This window comes from Thermobifida fusca NBRC 14071 = JCM 3263, from assembly GCF_001592045.1.
In the GTDB taxonomy this organism is placed as follows: Bacteria; Actinomycetota; Actinomycetes; order Streptosporangiales; family Streptosporangiaceae; genus Thermobifida; species Thermobifida fusca.
On the sequence record NZ_BCWB01000039.1, the window covers coordinates 63,851 to 81,653 of the forward strand.

Annotated in this window: 15 protein-coding genes and 1 tRNA gene; 4 read left to right on the forward strand and 12 right to left on the reverse strand. The window is 66.3% G+C overall.

Annotated elements, in window-relative coordinates; translation table 11 throughout:
- Positions 1 to 2: 2 nt before the first annotated feature.
- From TF1_RS09500 to TF1_RS09555, 12 genes are all read right to left on the reverse strand, one after another.
- Positions 3 to 914 carry a type II secretion system F family protein gene (locus tag TF1_RS09500; protein WP_016189055.1) on the reverse strand — a complete coding sequence of 304 codons (912 nt, stop codon included), beginning with the start codon at positions 912 to 914 and terminating at the stop codon, positions 3 to 5.
- A 33-nt stretch (positions 915 to 947) separates the two neighbouring features.
- Positions 948 to 1,880 carry a type II secretion system F family protein gene (locus TF1_RS09505; RefSeq protein WP_011292698.1) on the reverse strand — a complete coding sequence of 311 codons (933 nt, stop codon included), beginning with the start codon at positions 1,878 to 1,880 and terminating at the stop codon, positions 948 to 950.
- Complete coding sequence (locus tag TF1_RS09510; RefSeq protein WP_011292697.1) at positions 1,877 to 3,217, reverse strand: CpaF family protein; 1,341 nt, start codon at positions 3,215 to 3,217, stop codon at positions 1,877 to 1,879. The genes TF1_RS09505 and TF1_RS09510 overlap by 4 nt, the downstream gene beginning before the upstream one ends.
- Before the next feature lie 36 nt (positions 3,218 to 3,253).
- Positions 3,254 to 3,628 (reverse strand): TadE family protein, encoded by a 375-nt coding sequence (locus TF1_RS09515; RefSeq protein ID WP_011292696.1) that lies wholly within the window; start codon positions 3,626 to 3,628, stop codon positions 3,254 to 3,256.
- A 5-nt stretch (positions 3,629 to 3,633) separates the two neighbouring features.
- Positions 3,634 to 5,247 carry an AAA family ATPase gene (locus TF1_RS09520; protein WP_011292695.1) on the reverse strand — a complete coding sequence of 538 codons (1,614 nt, stop codon included), beginning with the start codon at positions 5,245 to 5,247 and terminating at the stop codon, positions 3,634 to 3,636.
- 44 nt (positions 5,248 to 5,291) lie between these two features.
- Positions 5,292 to 6,068, reverse strand: coding sequence for a Flp pilus assembly protein CpaB (gene cpaB, locus TF1_RS09525; protein ID WP_011292694.1), 777 nt, complete (start codon positions 6,066 to 6,068; stop codon positions 5,292 to 5,294).
- 64 nt (positions 6,069 to 6,132) lie between these two features.
- On the reverse strand, positions 6,133 to 7,218 hold the full coding sequence (locus TF1_RS09530) for a hypothetical protein (protein WP_011292693.1): 1,086 nt from the start codon (positions 7,216 to 7,218) through the stop codon (positions 6,133 to 6,135).
- Between the two features lie 660 nt (positions 7,219 to 7,878).
- Positions 7,879 to 7,951, reverse strand: a tRNA-His gene (locus tag TF1_RS09535).
- A gap of 73 nt (positions 7,952 to 8,024) precedes the next feature.
- Positions 8,025 to 8,666, reverse strand: coding sequence for an oligoribonuclease (gene orn, locus TF1_RS09540; RefSeq protein WP_011292692.1), 642 nt, complete (start codon positions 8,664 to 8,666; stop codon positions 8,025 to 8,027).
- A 97-nt stretch (positions 8,667 to 8,763) separates the two neighbouring features.
- Positions 8,764 to 10,386 carry a DUF2510 domain-containing protein gene (locus TF1_RS09545; RefSeq protein WP_061783820.1) on the reverse strand — a complete coding sequence of 541 codons (1,623 nt, stop codon included), beginning with the start codon at positions 10,384 to 10,386 and terminating at the stop codon, positions 8,764 to 8,766.
- 106 nt (positions 10,387 to 10,492) lie between these two features.
- On the reverse strand, positions 10,493 to 11,011 hold the full coding sequence (locus TF1_RS09550) for a hypothetical protein (protein ID WP_227480912.1): 519 nt from the start codon (positions 11,009 to 11,011) through the stop codon (positions 10,493 to 10,495).
- 256 nt (positions 11,012 to 11,267) lie between these two features.
- Positions 11,268 to 13,058: a VWA domain-containing protein gene (locus tag TF1_RS09555; protein WP_061783821.1), complete on the reverse strand. Its 1,791-nt coding sequence runs from the start codon at positions 13,056 to 13,058 to the stop codon at positions 11,268 to 11,270.
- 641 nt (positions 13,059 to 13,699) lie between these two features.
- Here TF1_RS09555 and TF1_RS09560 point away from each other — a divergent pair.
- The 4 genes from TF1_RS09560 to TF1_RS09575 all read left to right on the forward strand — a co-directional run bounded on the left by TF1_RS09560 (position 13,700) and on the right by TF1_RS09575 (position 17,507).
- A complete protein-coding gene (locus TF1_RS09560; RefSeq protein ID WP_011292688.1) occupies positions 13,700 to 14,203 on the forward strand; it encodes a hypothetical protein in 504 nt (167 codons plus the stop codon).
- Between the two features lie 56 nt (positions 14,204 to 14,259).
- The gene (locus tag TF1_RS09565; RefSeq protein WP_011292687.1) at positions 14,260 to 15,066 is read left to right on the forward strand and encodes a TrmH family RNA methyltransferase; all 807 of its coding nucleotides are present in this window, start codon (positions 14,260 to 14,262) and stop codon (positions 15,064 to 15,066) included.
- Between the two features lie 200 nt (positions 15,067 to 15,266).
- Positions 15,267 to 16,178: a 2-hydroxyacid dehydrogenase gene (locus TF1_RS09570; protein ID WP_061783822.1), complete on the forward strand. Its 912-nt coding sequence runs from the start codon at positions 15,267 to 15,269 to the stop codon at positions 16,176 to 16,178.
- A gap of 162 nt (positions 16,179 to 16,340) precedes the next feature.
- Positions 16,341 to 17,507 (forward strand): C40 family peptidase, encoded by a 1,167-nt coding sequence (locus TF1_RS09575; protein WP_011292685.1) that lies wholly within the window; start codon positions 16,341 to 16,343, stop codon positions 17,505 to 17,507.
- The last annotated feature ends 296 nt before the right edge of the window (positions 17,508 to 17,803 follow it).

A 17,803-nucleotide genomic window follows, 5' to 3' on the forward strand; every position in this document is an offset into this window, starting at 1 on the left:
CATCACCCGAAGATGGCGGAGAGGTCTACTTCAGAGCCGAGGAGCATGCCACCGCCGATGATGAGCAGCAGACCAGGCAGCATGGTGGCGGCGGTTACCGCGGTGACTCTGGGGTTGAGATGCTGCGCTTTGCGCCGCAGGAATTGGGCGTCTTCGCGGCGCATGTCGGTGCTGAGCGCGTGCAGGGTCTGGGAGAGTGGGGCTCCCAGCTCTTCAGCCTGCTGCAGCGCGGTGATGAAACGGCCCAGGGCCTCGTTGGAGTTGCGTTCCCGCAGTGCGGCGAAAGCGTCCCGCCTACTGGTGCCGAGTTCCATCTGGCGCAGCGCCAGTTGGAACTCCGAAGCCAGCACCCCCGGCATGGCGTCAGCCACGCGGGCCAGAGCTTGACGGAACGAGAGCCCGGCACTCACCGTGACGGCAAGGACGTCCAGGAAATCGGGCAGCTGCTTTTGAATCTCTTCCTGGCGTTTGCGCTTCTCGGAGTAGAGCGAGAGGTCGGTGAGCGTGCCGAAGGCCAGGACGACGAGGGCCAGAGTGGTCGAGCCTTGAAGGAACAGGAAAACAGCGAGGGTGCCGTAGAGCAGCACTTCACCGGCTTTGCGTTGCGCATAGCGGCGTACAGTGAGGCCTTCGGGGCGGCCAGCCGCATCGATCCGCGCCTGGATTTTCGCCTGCTGTTCTTCACCGAGCCATTCCAGGAGTGTGGTGGCGAACGGCCGTCCGATCAGTTCGGTGATGCGGTGCAGGATGAAGGTTTCGTCGGACTTCTTCTTTTTCGGCGCTGCGGTGATGAAGTCGCTCGTGACCTCGCTTGTCCGGGTCATCAAATGGAAACCCCACGTGAACAAGACCACGCAGAGCGCACCGGAGAGGCCTAGCAGCAGGCTTGTCGAGGGGGTCAGCGCGATGGACATGGGGTCGGGCTCCGTGTGTGGGTGGGGGCGAGCTTAGAAGTCGATACGGGACATGCGGCGGATCACTACGAACCCGATGGTGAAGAGGGTCAGGGCGGCCCCCAGGACAACGAGGCCGGCGAAGCTTTCCGTCATTCGGGCGACAGTGCCGGGCATGAGCGCGTTGAGCAGGAACAGCGAGCCCACGCCCATGAGGAGCAGCGTCCACGCTGTACTGGTGGTCTCGCTGAGGATGGTGCGGACCTCGCGCCGGGTCTCCTTGCGGTTCTCCAGGGTTTCGGAGATGTTGCGGAGCGCAGTGACGAGAGCACCACCGGACCGAGCCGACACCAGCAAAGTGGAGATCAGCACCCCGATCTCCCGGGACGGCATGCGCTTCCTCAAATCGTTGAGGGCTTCTTCAAAGGGTTGGCCGACTTTGATCGACTCCGCGACGTGCCGTAGCTCTGCTCCGGCCGGGTCGGCGAGTTCGTCGGCAGCCATGTCGATCGCGGTGGGGAGCGCGAGACCCGCTTGGGTGGCGTTGGACAGCACCCGGGCGAGTTCGGGAAGCTGCGCGGTGAACGCTTCCCGGCGTTTCTCTTCCTGCCGGTTGAGATAGGCGAGGAACAGGTAGCCCACGAGGGCGGCGGCACACAAGCCCAAAAGCGGAGCGAGGACGTGCCAGACGATGACGATCGCGGCGACAGCGCAGGCCGCCACCAGCAGGGCGAAGGAGGAGACCTTCATCTGCACGCCTGCCCGGTCCAGGCGGGTTCGGATCTGGCGGCCCAGCTCGGTGCGGCGCAGCCGAACGTCGAGGCGGGCCATCGGGCTGTTGGCGCGCCGCTCCACTTCGGCGAGCACGCTGCGTGCTGCCAGCATGCGGCGCTGCGCCACCCCGTCCAGGAAGACGACGACACCCCACACCGCGATGACCAGCGTGATGATCGTGATGAGCAGGATGAGCAGGGGATAGTGGTTCACAGTGCGCCTCCGGAGAAGGGGGAGCCGTGGTCGGCGGGGCGGCGGATCCCGAAGGTGGCCGGGATGCTTTCCCCAGCGGTGTAGAGCCGTTCGGCGATGTGCCGGGGCAGCGGGAAGTGGTGGAATTCTCCGGTGACTCGGCGCTGGGCTTCGTAGCGGTCCGCGTGGAATCTCAGGAGCGGTTCCAACCGGAATTCCTCGTGCCTTCGGGAGGCCACCACCGACACTTCGGCGACCCGCCGTGAGCCGTCCGGGTAGCGGGACAGGTGCACGATCACGTCGATGGCCGCGTTGATCTGGTCGCGCAACGCCTCGAAGGGGATCTTGACTTCGCTCATGGACGCCAGGGTCAGGAGGCGGTGCACGGCGTCGTCCGCGGAGTTGGCGTGCACGGTGGCTAGGGACCCGTCGTGACCGGTGTTCATCGCCTGCAGCATGTCGAGGGTTTCCGCGCCGCGGACCTCGCCGACGATGATGCGGTCCGGTCGCATACGCAGCGAGTTGCGGACGAGGTCGCGGATGGTGACGGCTCCTTGGCCTTCGATGTTGGGGGGACGTGCTTCCAGGCGCAGCACGTGCTCCTGCTGGAGCTGGAGTTCCGCGGAGTCTTCGATGGTGATGATGCGTTCGTGGGAGGGCACGAACGCGGAGAGTGCGTTGAGGAACGTGGTTTTTCCGGTGCCGGTACCCCCCGAGATGATCACGTTGAACCGGGCGCGGATCATGGAGGCCAGCAGGATGCCGGTCGCTTCGTCAAGGCTGCCCATAGAGATGAGCTGTTCAATGGTGAACGGCTTGGGGAAGCGACGGATGGTGACGATCGGCCCCGACAGCGACAGCGGCGGAATGATCACGTTGACGCGTTCCCCGGTGGGGAGGCGTGCGTCAACCATAGGGCTGGATTCGTCGACACGGCGGTTGACCGTGGAAACGATGCGGTCGATGGTCTGGTAGAGCTGTTCTTCGCTGGCGAATGTGGTCTCGATCCGCTGGACCCGGCCGTTGCGTTCTATGAAGATGTTGTCCGGGCCGTTGACCATGATCTCGGTGATGCTCTCGTCGGCGAGCAACGGTTCGAGCACTCCGAGCCCCAGGGCCTCGTCCACGACCCGGCGGATCATGTTGGCGCGCTCCCGGTCGGAGAGCACAGGGCCTTCCCGGGAGAGCAGGTGCCCGACGACCTTCTCCAAGCGGATGCGGCGCTGCTCCATGCTGAGCATGGCCAGGTCGTCGAGGTTGATCTCGGAGAGCAGACGTTTTCGCCAGTGGGCGACGCTGCCCCGGTCCGAGTGCTGGGCGGAGAGGCGGCCTTCGTTGAGCCGGTCTTTCAGAGCCATGAGTCGTACCTGTGCAGAACGGGCGGTGCGGGAACGTTAGAAAGCCATGTCCACGCGGCGGACCACGGTGTATTCGAGACCCCCGATGGGGAAGACCACGGGGATGCTGAACTCCACTTCGGCGTAGACACCGCGGTCGTCGGTGCGGCCGGTGCGGATCTTGGCGTCGTCCATCCAGTCGGGGAGCGCCTGCCGGGCTTCCGTTGCCCCGCTGATCAGCCCGGTGCGTTCTACCGCCCGGGCGCCGATCCGCGCCGCGTTCTCCGCCTGCTCCACGGCAACGAACAGGGCGAACACTTCGAACACTACGGTCGCCACCAAGAGGAACAGCGGCAGGTAGACGGCGAACTCCACGAGCTGGGAGCCGCGGTCGTCACGGCGGGGGCGGCGGAAACGGGAGGGCAGGAGCACCGGGGTCACCTTTCCGGAAAGACCATGGAACGGCTGCTGATCTCCCACGGGCTGTCCAGCCCGGGCAGGACCATCGGCATAGCGATCGTCACTTCGACATATTCCCGGCCTTCCACGGTGATCCGCTCGAGATGGAAAGTTCCCTCCTCGTCCCAGGGGGAACGCACCCGCCGCGTGGCCTCCTCCAGGATCAGCTCCGGGTCGTCCGGGGTGATCGCTGCTTGGCGGGCGCCTTCGTTGGCCGCGTGCGCGGCGTACATTCCCGTCAGACCGATCAGCACGAGCTGCCAGGTGAGCAGGAACGCGAGACCGAGAAGCGGGATGAGCGCGGCGAATTCCACCATGGAGGCGCCGGTGTCGCTGCGGCCGTGGAATTGACGGCTGCGGGCCAGCATCGCTTCGGCGGCATCCGCGGTGCTCGTGACCCCGGTGGGAGGCTCCGCAGCGGACTCTTCAGCGGATTCCAGGAGGCCCAGTTCTCTGGCGATCTTCCCGAACGCTTTGAGCAGGCTCTCGTCAGTGAGTCGGGAAGGGTCGCCGGTGTTGGACGCTTCTTCCAAAGCCCGGTAGGCGGCGGGGATGACTGTGCGCAGCATGGGAGCGCGCAGCAGTTTGCGAGCGAACTCGGGTTGGATCTCGTTTTTACGGCTGTGCCGGACGAGCAGCGAAGTCACGTTCTTGGGGTCGCGGACTTGGAGCCGTTCCCACATCGCGATGAGCCGCTGCGCGGCGCGGAGGGCCGGAAGGTCGGGAGTGATGAGGATGAGCGCGGTGTCGGACAGTTCCACGGCCACCGCGGTGGCGTCGTCGACAGCGGAGCCGCAGTCCACGATCACCATGTCGTAGCGGGATCGCAGGGCGCCGAGGATCTGCCGGGCGGCGTGCGCGGTGACGTCTTCCCCGTTTTCGCCGTGGACGGGGGCGAGCAGGATGTGAGGGCCGTCGGGGTGCACGTAGACGGTTTCGGCGAGCATCGCGGCGCTGATGTCGTCGGCGGCGTCAACGAGGTCGACGATGCTGCGACGGTGTTTGAGGTCGTAGTAGCCGGGGATGTCGCCGGACTGGAGGTCGAGGTCGACGAGGCAGACCGCCTGGCCGTTCCTGGCCGCGATCCGGGCGAGGTGGATCGCTGTCGTGGTGGTGCCCACCCCGCCTTTGGCGCCGGTCAGGCTGATGATCCGGCCGCGCCGCCCCCCGATAGGAAGGTCCAGGGACGCTGCTTCCAGGTGGCGGCGCAGGGTCCGGGACCATTCGGCTGCGCTGGAGACACGGGTTTCGAGTTCTTCGATTGTGGCGTCGCTGTGCAGCAGGCCGCGCGCCCCCGCCTCGACCGCGCTGGTGAAGAGGTCGGGGGACATCTCGTCGGAGACGAGGATGACCGCGAGTTGGGGACGGTTGCGGGAGATGTCACGGATGAGGTCGAGCACCGGCAGGGGACCGAGGTCCTCGTGGATCAGGACGACGTCGAGTGAGGGGAAGTGGGTGAGCGCGTCCGTGATGTCGTGGGAGGAGCGGTAGACGCTCACCACTTCAATGTCGCTGATCTCCGCGAGCCGTGCGAGAAGGGCGTTCTCCAGGTCGTCGCTGGGAACACCGATCATGACCTGGTAGGCGTTCATCCGTTCTCACCTCTGGAGCGGTCGGGGCTGGGTGGTGCGCGCTATTAGTTGCCAGCCGGGCCGGTGGGGTTCTGCTCGTCGTCGTTGCGCTGCTGTTCGAGGGCAGCGAGCTGGTCGTCAGAGCAGAACTCCATGTCTCCTGGAGTGCCCGCTCCGCGTGCGCTGACCAGAGCCAGCCGGACCTTGGAGGCGAAGGATTCCGCGTAGGTGAGCTGCAGGGCTTGCTGGGGGGTCAACCGGAACGTGACAGGGACGACCGTGTTGGTTCCGCCGGTCTGCGCGTCGATCTGGGAGCCGATGTCACCGACGTCGAGGACTTCCACGTTGGTCAGCACTCGGATAGCGCAGGCGGGGGACTGTTCGTTGGCTTGGAAGGAGGCGTAGACGTCGACGCGGGACTGGCGGGACACCTTGCCGGCCACACCGGTCTCCGCGTTGATCATGATCGCGATTTCGCGCTCTCCGTTCTCCAGGGCGGGCGCTGGGATCACCATGCTTTTCTGCAGTAGTGTGCCGGCATGCAGGAAGGTGGCGGAGACGGGTTCACTGCCGGGCTGGCTGAGGGCCTCGTCTGCGCTGGCCAGGTCGGACAGGAAGAGGTCTTCGTCGAAGAATTTGGCGGGAACCTCGTAGGGTTCGACCATGTCTTCGGTGATCGGCTGGTAGGGGTCGACGTCCTGGGTGAGCCGAAGAACCGTCCGGTAGGTGCCGAGTTCCCGGTTGAGCGTGTTGACGTACGAGACGATCGTGAGGAACACGGCGATCGCGCCGAATGCGGCGACGATCATGAGCAGAACGCCGCGTCGTTGACGGGGGTTCATGACGCTCCGTTTCTAGTTCTGGCCAGTCGGTGTGGGCAGGAGGGCAGGAGTGGTCGCAGGCGCGTCACCGCGCCGGACGGTACTCGGGAAGTGAGCCGGGGGACGGGGGAGTCGGCGGTGCGGAGTGGGGATGGCGGCCGGTGGTTTCCGGGCGGACCGGTGGGCTCGGTCCAGTAGGGGGCCCGATCGGGGCGTGGTGGCCTGTCCCGGGGCCGGGGAGGTGCGGACCGGTCGGAGGGGGCGGGCCGGGAATCCGTGGGCCGGCGGGTGCCGGCGGCGGTGTCTGCGGACGCATGTGGGCATGGGGTGCGGCGGTGGGCCGTCGCGCCGGGGTCCGGTTGACCGCGCCGCAGAATCGGCAGTAGGAGCTGACGACTCGTTCCCGGCACCAGCCGCAGGCGGTAGAGCGCAGGGTCCGCACCGGGTGCGTCAACGCGTCCTGGTGGGCGCTGAAAACCACGAATTCCACGTATTTCGTGGTACCCCAATAGGTGGGGCCGAGCGGCTGTTCTGGCATTTCGTGGACTGCTGTCGCACCGATCACGGGAAGGAACTGCTGCTCAAACGCGGTTCGGTCAGCGTCCCTTCCTGCGGAAACAAGGATTTGCGTCGGGTTGAGCGGCCGGAACGGAATATTCTGCTCGGGGTTGGCCTTCTTGACGCGGCCTACGCGTTTGACGGGGGCGCAGAAGGCTAGGAAGACCACTCCTGGAGCAAAGGACCCCATGTGCTGTTTGACAGTGATGGGAATAGTCGAGAGATTAGCTACGCTGCGCAGCCAGCCTCCGGCGAGAACGTGGGCGGCGAGGGTGTCGCCTAGTTCCGCAATGAGCCCGGAAGGCAGGTAGGGGGCGAGGTAGGCCAGTTGGTCAGCGAGGAGCGACAGCGCGAGCGGGGAGACGTCCAAGGGGACCGCGGCGATGTGGTCGGTGCGTAGCGCGCCTCGGGCGAACCTGATCGCGCGTTCGGCGCGGCCGCTGCGCCAGCGCGGGTAGAGCGCAACGACTTTTCTGCCCTGGTTGACGTGGTGGAAGGCGAAATCGAGGAATTCGCCGGTTTGGGTGGCGAGATCGTCGCCGTCCAGGGAGAAACGTTGCGCTCGAGCATTACCGAGATGACCCGTGCTCGGTATGTCGGCGAGCAGGGCCACGACGCTTGTGGACCTCGAACGGCCGCTGGACAAGGTACAAGCTCCAAGAGAATGAGGCGCGTGGTTACGGGTGCCGTCGGTATTGGGGTGGTCGAACGCCCCGCGGGACTATCGTAACGAAGCGGGATCAGTCTCCCGAGGCTGATTCGATTAAGAACCGTTATTCACACCAAGCTCTACCGTGCGTTATGCGACCGAGAAAAAGCAAGTCCTGGAATGAGGCTTGGGGATAACCGGCCCTCTTCGGACACTTTGGTCCAGGTCGCGACGGTACCCGGAAAACAGCAGGCGAGAGGAGCTACGAACAGCCTGGTCGGGGATGAGCGCGGGGGAACCACGGCGCGCGCCACCAGCAGATCTCACGGCGAAGCCGACGCTGGCTGCCTCCCGGCTGGGCACGCCTTTGCCGACGTGCGGCACACTCCGCCACTGGAAGGGACCGCCTGGCCGCACAGGGCCCGAGCCGCCTAGTCCTGGCGATGCCCCGAAAGACGCTGCTGCCCGCATGTGGCGGACACGGGGCCGTGCAGCGTGCTGCACGGGCTGGAGGACCCAGTCCTGAAAGCCCGGGGCAGTGCAGTGCCTGAGACAGCGGAAAAAAGGGGGATACGCACAGGGCCCGGACTTTCCGCGGAAAGTCCGGGCCCTGTGCGTGATCAGGGTGAGTGACGGGATTTGAACCCGCGACAACCTGGACCACAACCAGGTGCTCTGCCAGCTGAGCTACACCCACCATGGGCGCGGTGCCGAACTGTGGTCGGCATCTGCGTTCAGCAGAATACTACCTGGTTTTTGGAGTACTCTGCTCACTCCTGTTCCGTGGGGGTTCCCACACTCACGTTGAACCCGTTGCCGCCAGCGATGATGTCAGCGGCGATGGCCTTGGCCGTGGCACTGTCCGGTCCAGGCGGGGGCACGAACGCGGCCGCGCGGAAGTAACGCAGTTCCCGGATGCTTTCGGTGATGTCGGCCAGCGCCCGGTGGCCGCCGTGCTTTTCCGGGCTGGCGAAGTACACCCGGGGATACCAGCGGCGCAGCAGTTCTTTGACGCTGGAGACGTCCACCATGCGGTAGTGCAGGTGCTCATCGACGCGGGGCATGTCCCGGGCGAGGAAAGCGCGGTCGGTCGCAATGGAGTTCCCGCACAGCGGGACCTTTTTCGGCTCGGGGATGTAGCGCCGGATGTGGTCCAAGACGAGCTGCTCGGCCTCGGCCAGAGTCACCCCGTTCTCGAGTTCCGCCAACAGCCCGGATGTGGTGTGCATCTGGGTGACGAACTCGCCCATCTGATCCAAGGCTTCCTGCGGCGGTTTGATCACTACATTGATGCCTTCATCGAGCTGGTTGAGTTCGCCGTCTGTGATGAGGCAGGCCACTTCGATCAACGCGTCTTTCTTCAGATCGAGACCTGTCATCTCACAGTCGATCCACACCAGGCTGTCGTTCATAAGAGACAGCTTAGAACTTTTCCCCAGTGTTCAGATGACGGGTGTGACTGCCCGTCCGCGCTCCCGTATGACCGGAAAGCGCGGACGGGGACGCGGGTCACAGGCCTACCAGGCTTGGCGGACCGAAGATCGCGACCATCAACGGGTTCTCTTGCAACCACAGGTAGGTGCAGATTCCGCTGACCAGCACGATGAGGATGAGGGTGATGCACCCGCAGCCGCAGCAGCCGCCCTTCTTTTTCTGCGGGGCAGGGGGAGGGGCCGGGTAGGGGCTGCCCTGGCCGGGGCCCCACGAGGGCTGCCCTGGAAGCGGAGGCCGTCCAGGCGTGCCCGGTGCCCCCGCGGTCGGCGAGGTGCCGCGGGCGTAGGGGGCCAAGGGAGGGCGCTGCGGTTGGCTGGGGGAGACCGCCGGAGGGTTGGGAGCGTTCCGCGGCGGGGTGCCCTTGCCGGGGGGTGCTGGGGGCGGGGCCGGGGGAGACTGCGGGTAAGCCCTTGCTCCGTGCTGGGCGCCGGTGGACGGCGCGTAGGGGTACTGCTGCGGTGAAGCGGGGTAGGGAGAGGGCTGGGCCGGCGGATAGCCGGGATTCGGCCCGGAAGGAGCGTAGCCCGGGTTCGGGCCAGACGGGGCATAACCGGGATTCGGTCCAGAGGGAGAGTGGCTGGGGTGTGCCCCCGACGGGGTACGGCCTGAGCCGGCCCCGGAACCCTCAGCGGGAGTGGGAGGAGCCCCTGGCCCGGGAGGGACCGGGGGCCACTGGGCCTGCCCTGCGTGCCGTTGCGCTTCTGCTGCCCGCTTCTTCTGCTCTTCCGCGTCCTGGGCAGCTCGCTCGGCACGCCGCTTGGCCTCCTCTTCTGCCTTGCGGCGCTGTTCCTCTTGGCGTTTCTTGCGCTCCTCGGCGAGCTCGGCGCGGTACTCCTGGATGCCTTCCTTCAGGTTGCCGAGAAGCTTGTTGAACTTGCTGCCTTTCTCCTCAGCGCCGTCCCCTACCGCTTCCTGGGCCAGCGCCGGGTCGTCCGGGTTGAGCACCGCGGTCTTGGGCGCATCTACAGGTCCGAGGACAGCGGTCTTGGGGATGTTATCCGAGCCGAGGACAGCGGTCTTGGGTGCATCATCCGCTTCCTCGGGGTCGAGGCGCATCGTGGCGTCGGCCTGGCTTGGGGTGTTGCCGAGGTTGATGGTGGCCTGGTCGGCGGGGGAGTCCCCGAGGTTGATGGTGGCCTGGTCTGCGGGGGAGCTCCCGAGGTTGATGGTGGCCTGGTCGGCGTCAGGTTCAGGGCTGGGGGACGTTGCCGGGTCGAGGCGCATCGTGGCGTCGGCCTGGCTTGGGGTGTTGCCGAGGTTGATGGTGGCCTGGTCTGCGGGGGAGTCCCCGAGGTTGACAGTGGTCTGGTCCGCGCTGTCACCCGCAGGAGAGTTCGGGGTGAGGTCGGCGGTGGGGTCGTTGTCCGGGGAGGGGGCGGCCGCGGGGTCGAGGCGCACGGTGGCGTCAACGGGTGATGGGCCGCCGCCGCTCAGATCAATGGTCTCTTCAGACGAGGCCCCTTGGTCCGCCCCGGTCGTGTGTTGAGTAGCCGCCGATTCTTCGGCGGCGTGCTGTTCTGAGGTGAACTCGGACAGCGGGCGGACGTGGTGTGTCCACTCACTGCCGTTCCACCAACGGAGCTGGCCCGGAGCCCCTTCAGGGTCTGCGTACCAGCCTGGCTCGATCGATCCACCCATGGGCGACAGACTAAGGGCTCTTCGCCCCTGACGGGACCACAAGGCCCCGCTCCTCGCGAGACGGGAAAACGTCCGATCAGCACACGAAGGCGGGGCACGCTGCTGCTTAGGGGCGGGGAAGCCCGGCGGGTGACAGTTGCGGGTGTTCGTGGCGCGGGCTGGGCAGCCAGTCGCCGCGCAGCCGCTTCACGTCGATCGCCCCCGGACATTCGGCTGTGGCGCCGGGAACCTGGGAGTGCCCGAAATGTCCGCCGAGGGCCCACCAGTGTTCCTGGACTGCGGGGTTGGGGGGTGTGCCGGGGTGGGGAGGGCCCGCCGGCCAGAACCGGGGAATCCCCCAAGAGTCCAGCCACGTGAGGATGGCGTCGAGACCGTTGAGCGGTCCGTCAGTGAACGGTGTTGTGGAGCGGGCGACGACCTGGATGACGATGCAGACGCGTCCTTCCGCGGCCCGGTCGATCCGGTTGTCGGGAGTGAGCTGGCCTGTCGCGGCCATAGTGGCGGGAAGGAGCTGCACGACGTCGCCGTTCACCGGGTTCCACACCAAGTGCGCGGCACGGCCGGCTTTCTCAAGGTCGTGTGCGGCTGTGGATGCGGAGCACTGGCCGGGGTCGGATTCGTTCACGCACCACACGGCACGCGGTGCGCCGCCTCCGGGGCGTCCTCCGCGGAAGCTGCTGGTCACTCGTCCTGCTGCGGGCATCCAAGCGTTGGCCATGGCGGCCGCCTCTCAGTGAGTCCACGTATTCCACACCACATCACTGCGTATGCGAATACGTGCGACAAGTCCAGAAAAGGTATCTCCCCGGACAGCAGGGTCTATCCGTCCGGTCACCTTCAATTGCTGAAAGTGACCGGACGGATACGGGAATGCGGCAGGTTTACTCTTCCTCTTCGTCGGCCGAGGTGCCGGAGATGCGGAGCGCGAAGGCACTGAGGAAGATCTCGCCGATCTCCGTGGGGTCCTCTGTGGTGTAGGCGGCGCCGCGGGTGACTTCGGCGATCCGCTCAAGGGGTTCGGGGTCCACGTCGGGGCCGAAGGAGATGGCGATGATGCTCACCGGACGGTCCGGCTGGTAGGCCTCGCCCAGTTCTTTCAGGAGTTCTTCCAGGGTGATGCTGTCGTAGTCGTCGTTGTTGCCGTCGGTGAGGACCAGCAGGGTGTTGACGCGGTCCGGTGCGTAGGTCTCCGTCAGCTCCTGGTAGGCGGCCAGGATCGTGTCGTACAGTCCGGTGTCCCCGTCGGGCTTGGGGGCCAACTGGGCGAGGGCCGCGGTCAGCGTTTCGTGCTGGGTGGCGCCGTTGACGTCGGTGTCCAGCGGGCGGATGGGGACGAGTTCCCGGTAGTCGCGGCCTTCGTCAAGGTCGACGGAGAACTCCCACAGGCCCACTTCGGCGTTGCCGGGGAACAAGGTGAGGCCTTGCGTGGCGGCCATGGTGGTGACCTGCATCCGGGTGAGTCCGGTGCCGGGCACGAGTTCGGCCATGGAACCGGAGATGTCGATCACGGTGAGCAGGCGGGTGCCGAGTTTGAGCTGGTTCCAGGCTTGGATGAGGGATTTGGCGGCTTGTTCGCCGGGGGCAGGGAGTTCACCGGGGTGTTCGGGGCGGAAACCGTGCTCCTCGGTGAGGACAGCGGGGTCGATGGAGTCGTCCGCGGAGCGGAATCCGTCAGCGCGGATGACTTCCTGAGCGGTCCTGCTGGTGAGGAAGGCGCGGAAGTCTTCTGCGGCCAGTTGCACTTCGGGGTCGTTGGTGCGCAGCACGTAGGGGTAGTCCAGGGTGTAGGTGCCGTCCTCGGGGTAGATGACGTAGACCGTGGAGCCGGTGCGGGTGCTGTGGCGCCAGGCGGCCTGTTCGCTGAGGACCAGCAGGGGCGCTGCGCTTTCCCCGTCGGCGGCTTCGCTGAGCAGGGTGAAGGCGGCTTCCTCATCGGGGGCGATCGATTTCTGCAGGTTCTGCAGGGCGGCGATGAACCGGGTCTGGGCGCCTTCCTCGCGGTTGACCATGTTGCTGACGAGCGCGAGCGTGGCGAGCCCGGCGGAGCTGTGGACCGGGTCGATCACGTGGACCTGGTAGGGAGCCGTCTCCTGGCTGGAGATCGCCTCGGTGGGGACCAGGTCGCTCCAGGACAGCGGTGCGTCCTCGGATTCGGCGTCGCTGACGGCATCCTTGGTGGTCACGAGGACGAGGGGAGAGCGGGCCACGGATGTGCCGGTGCTGACGATGGTGTCGTCGTCTCCCGCGTCGCGTTGCACGGTTTTGACCCACAGGGTGGAGTCGGGAATCCACACCTGGGAGTCGGTGCCGCCCATGGTCGGTCCGGCGCCGGTGATGCTGTAGGCGACGTCGGCCGAGTCGGCGCCGCGGACTTCCACGGTGACGCACCGGTCTTTAGCGGTGTCGCTGGCGTTGAAGTCTTCGGCTAGCCGGGTGAGGACCGGGGCGATCTCTGGAGCCGCGGCGACGTGGAGGGAACGGGAGGAGCTGGTGCAGCCGAAACGGCCGTCCAGCACGAAGTAGCCGGTGACCCCGAGGCCGATGAGGAGAGCGAGTGCCGCGGCGAACGCGGCGAGGGCACGCCCGGTGCCGCGGCGACGCCGCCGCCGGTTCGCGCGGCGGCGAGAATCGAGGGCGTAGTCGTCTGCGTTGCTTCCGCGATGGCGTCCCAAGGTGACCTCACGGGGTTTGTTACCAACAGGTTTAAGGAGGAACGGTACTCAAGGTGACGATGGGGGCAAAGGGGAAGTGGGGTGCAGTGATGTTGCACAAGGGAGGAAAAGTCCGTGAATCCCGGTAGTTTGCACCCGTTTTCGGGTATCCGTAACTAATTCGTTGCTTTTCAGAGACACGCAAGCAAGCGCCGAGAATGTTGCCAAAGTGTGATTATTGGGGAGAGGGAGACGGGAGAAACAGCACGATCCGTGCTCGCTGTGACCTTGATCTCGGCCGAGACGGGAAGTGAGCGCAGAGGATCTCTTCTGGCCAGGATATGAATCCCGTTGCCGCGCGGCGGAACACCGCCGTCGGCCTCTTCCACAGGCCGCCCACCGTCCGTAGCCGGAACTCTGGTTTTCGGGCTACGGTGAGGAGACGGCAGGGGTGCCGCCGTACGCAAGGCGGGCTAGGATGACGAACCGCTCGCGCCAGGTGATTTCTGGGGTTCGCGCTGGATGCGCACGGACGGGGAAGGGTACGGGGGCGCCACGACCCGCCCCGCCGATCCAGCAGCGGTGGGGGTCGCGAGACGAAACGGCTGCGGTCCTGGGGCTCACCGCAGTCATCGAATCGCTCGACTTCTAAGAGGATGGCCATGTCCAAGCTGGGCGTTCGTGGAAACTCCCTCACAACAGTCGGCACCGCGGTACTCGGCTCGCTCTGTCTGGGTGGAGCGGTCGTCTACACCGCCGTGGTGGGAGCATCCTTCGCCGCGGAGTCCGGGATCCGGACCGAAGCGGCCGCCCAGACGATGAGCGGGCTTTCCGAGCTTCCGGAACCGCCCGTGGCGACCCTGGAAGTCCGGGTGGACGACGGCGAGGAGATCTACGAGCAGCAGCTCCACTGCTCCGGGGACCCCCTCACCGACCCGGAGGCCTGCGCCCAGCTCGCCGCCAACAGTGAAGAGGACGACAAGGCAGGACCTTTTGAAGAGGTCGCCCCGGGAGCGATCTGCGCCGACACCGTCTACGGCCCGGAGACCGCTGTGATCAGCGGCGTCTGGAACGGGGTGGCCATCGACACCGAGGTGACCCGCGTCGACTCCTGCGAAGAGGCCCGCTGGCAGCGCCTCAAACCGCTTGTGGAACCGCAGGAATAGCAAGCCGGGACCTTCTCGTCTCCGCCAAGCCCTCGCAAGCCGACCACAATGGGTCTGTGAACGTCATCGAAGTAGCCGACCCGGCCGATGAGCGGCTAGCCGACTATGTGCGGCTGCGCGATACGAACCTGCGCCGCAGCCTGGAGGCGAAGCACGGGCTGTTCCTCGCCGAAGGCGAGAAAGTAGTGCGCCGAGCCCTGCGCGCCGGATACCAGCCCCGGTCGCTGCTGCTCACCCGCCGTCGCCGCCGGGTGCTTGACGATGTGCTCGACACCTTCCAGGCACCGGTGTACGTGGTCGACGACGCGGTCGCCGAGCAGCTGGTCGGTTTCCACATCCACCGCGGGATTCTCGCCTCTTTCCACCGCAAGCCGCTCCCTACGGTGCCCGAGGTCGTTGCGTCCGCGCGCCGCATCGTGGTCCTTGAAGACATCGTCGACCACACCAATGTGGGGGCTATCTTCCGCAGCGCTGCCGGATTGGGGGTGGACGCAGCGGTGCTCGCCCCACGCTGCGCGGATCCGCTGTACCGGCGGGCCGTCAAAGTATCGATGGGCGCGGTCTTCACCCTCCCCTATGCGCGGCTCACCGACTGGGCCAGCGGACTGGAAGACCTGCGGCGGTCCGGGTTCACCCTGGTGGCGCTCACCCCGGCCGCGGACGCGGTGCCGCTGCCGGAAGCGGTACACCGCGACGGCAAGTACGCCTTGCTTTTCGGCTCGGAAGGGGACGGGCTGTCCAGCCGGTGGCTCGACCAAGCCGACGTCCGGGCCCGTATCCCCATGGCTGTCCGCGATGTGGACTCCCTCAACGTCACCGCTGCCGCGGCGATCGCCTGCTACGAGTTGATGCGTTCCGCGTGAGGGCAGGTTTTCGGGACACCGTATCCCTGATAGCAGGACTGCTCGTGCGGGTAGTAACAAAGAGTAGGAAAGCCGCCACGGTGCGGAAGATTCGCGGGTAGACGCCCGAGAACGACCGCAAGCAGGGACAGGAGCCCTGCTAGTGTCGATAAGCCGTGGACTGGCGCAAACAGGGACTACCGCGACATAGAGGAGCAGGGGTGGACGGGCGAATCCTGGTGCCCTGGGAGCAGAACCGGGACAATGCCCCGGCCTCGTTGACCGTGGAGGTCTTCGACGGCCACGGCGATCCCCCGCCGGACGTCCTCGACGACGTCGTCTTCTACGTCGTCCCCTACGGTCGCGACCAGCGTGTGGACCTCATCCCGCGGATGCCCCGACTGCGCGCGGTCCAACTGCTGACCGCGGGCTACGAACACGCCCTGCCGTACCTGCCCGCCGGGGTGCGGCTGTACAACGGGCGCGGACTCCACGATGCGAGCACCGCCGAACACGCGGTGGCGCTCATCCTCGCGGCCCAGCGGGACCTGTTCCGCTGGGCGGAAGACCAGCGGAGCCACGTGTGGCAGCCGCACTACACGCGCTCCCTCGCGGACTCTCGAGTGCTCATCGTGGGATACGGCAGTATCGGCGCGGCCATCGAGGAGCGGCTGCGGCCTTTCGGAGTGACCGTGGTGCGGTTGGCGCGGCGGGCCCGTCCCGCCGAGCAGGTGCACGGTGTCGACGAGCTCCACCGTCTCCTGCCCACCACGGACATCGTGGTGGTGGTCACCCCGCGCACCCCGGAGACCGAAGGACTGATCGGTGCCGCTGAACTCGCGGCGCTGCCGGACGACGCTCTCGTGGTGAACGTGGGCCGCGGCCCGGTGGTCGACACTGAGGCGCTGCTGGCTGAGCGCGGGCGGATCCGTGCCGCGTTGGATGTCACCGACCCGGAACCGCTCCAGCCCGACCACCCGCTGTGGGACGCTCCGGGCGTGCTCATCACCCCGCACGTGGCGGGGGGATCCGCTGCCTTCTACCCCCGTGCCCGGAGGTTCGTCGATGAGCAACTGCAGCGCTGGGCAGCAGGCGAGCCGCTCGTCAACGAGGTCGCCCAGGGCTCCGGGTGAGCGGCCCGGAAATCCCCTTCGTTGACTCTGCGAGATGTGTCGTTTACATACCGTTTGTTGTGATGGCTTGAAACGATTTCCTTCTGCCCGCATCCTGGTACGGAACAACAGACACAACCCGTATATCCGAAAGGCACAAGTGTGTCGGCACGGCGACGGCTGATGGCTGGTACGAGCACCACCGCGGTGTTCGTCGCAGCTCTCGGTGCTTTGAGCTCCCCTGCATGGGCTGAGCCTCATCCTGATGTGGCGGACCGGCCCCCCGTCACCGCTCCGTTCTCCCCCCGAGCAGCCACTCCTTCGGGATCCGGCACCTATCCTTCCCCTCCTGTCGCCGACGCGGACCGGCTCGAGCGCACGATCCGGGTCGCGCCGTTCGACGAACCGCGCTCTCGGGAGTACTTCGCGGTCTCCGCTGTGTCTCTGGACCGCGAACTCATCGACAAGGTTCGAGAGATCGACGGGGTACGGTCTGTCGAAGTGGTGGATGCCGCACGGATCAAGGTCGACGGCGTGACCATGTCCGTACTGGGCGTGAACCCCTCCACTTTCCGCAACTATGCTCCGCTCCCTTCCGCCAAGTCCGACGAGATCTGGCAGGGCATCGCTGAAGGGCGGATCGCGCTTTCCAACGACGCGGGCACCCAGCGGGACCTGAAACTGGGCAGCACGGTGGCCATGGCCGGTGCGCAGGGGACGGTGGACAAGGAAGTGTGGACCCACGCCACCTCGGGGGTGGCTGGGATCGACGCGCTCATCTCCCGTGCCTCTGCCGCGGAACTGGGATTCCCTCGGGGGAACGGGCTGATCGTGTCGGCCCCCGGCGCAGACTTGTGGCAGCTCCGCGAGGATTTGAGGAAGGTCCTCGGCTCGGACATCAGCCTGCAGGTGCTGGCTGAGGAGGATCCCGGACCGCGGAGGTACGACGCGGAAGGGGTCCCGGTCAGCGAAGAGGTCATCGAGAGGATGATCGCTGCGGCCGAGAGTCAGTTGGGTGTGCCCTACGTGTGGGGCGGCACCACTCCGGGGAAGGGTTTTGACTGCTCTGGCCTGGTGCAGTGGGCTTTCCGCCAGGCAGGGGTGGAGATCCCCCGCGTCACCCACGACCAGTGGTGGACGGGTGAGCACCTCGACTACTCCGAGGCCCGCCGCGGTGACCTGCTCTTTTGGCGCACTGACCCGACAGCTCCCGACTACATCTCCCACGTAGCGATCTACTTGGGGAACGGGAAGATGCTGGAGGCGCCGAGGACCGGCGACGTTGTCAAGATCACCGACGTCCGTTTGGACAAGATGGCCGGAGTGGTCCGCGTCCACGTGGCTGAGTAGCGGGAAGAGACGCGAACAAGAAACGGGGAAGGGGACCACGCCGCGCCGGCATGGTCCCCTTCGTCCTCCTGCCGAAGGCAACCGGGAGGGGAAGGCTGGCTCGGCAGGAGGGGAGGCAGGGAACTCTCATCGGGGAGGGGGCGTCCAATGAGGTCGTCCCTGCGAAGTATGCGGTTGGCTGGTTGTGGTCTTCGGTGTGGACAGTGCTCGTGACGCTCAGGCCAAGCGCAAACATAAGGTGCGCATCACCTTTTGGCAAGAGCGTCACAGAACGCCGTCACCAATCCCAAAATAGC

What these genes read in the sequence shown, in the direction of transcription:
- TF1_RS09500 (WP_016189055.1), bottom strand. Translation starts at nt 914, where the DNA reads ATGTCCATCGCGCTGACCCCCTCGACAAGCCTGCTGCTAGGCCTCTCC.
- TF1_RS09510 (WP_011292697.1), bottom strand. Translation starts at nt 3,217, where the DNA reads ATGGCTCTGAAAGACCGGCTCAACGAAGGCCGCCTCTCCGCCCAGCAC.
- TF1_RS09545 (WP_061783820.1), bottom strand. Translation starts at nt 10,386, where the DNA reads ATGGGTGGATCGATCGAGCCAGGCTGGTACGCAGACCCTGAAGGGGCT.
- TF1_RS09520 (WP_011292695.1), bottom strand. Translation starts at nt 5,247, where the DNA reads ATGAACGCCTACCAGGTCATGATCGGTGTTCCCAGCGACGACCTGGAG.
- orn (WP_011292692.1), bottom strand. Translation starts at nt 8,666, where the DNA reads ATGAACGACAGCCTGGTGTGGATCGACTGTGAGATGACAGGTCTCGAT.
- TF1_RS09560 (WP_011292688.1), top strand. Translation starts at nt 13,700, where the DNA reads ATGTCCAAGCTGGGCGTTCGTGGAAACTCCCTCACAACAGTCGGCACC.
- cpaB (WP_011292694.1), bottom strand. Translation starts at nt 6,068, where the DNA reads ATGAACCCCCGTCAACGACGCGGCGTTCTGCTCATGATCGTCGCCGCA.
- TF1_RS09575 (WP_011292685.1), top strand. Translation starts at nt 16,341, where the DNA reads ATGGCTGGTACGAGCACCACCGCGGTGTTCGTCGCAGCTCTCGGTGCT.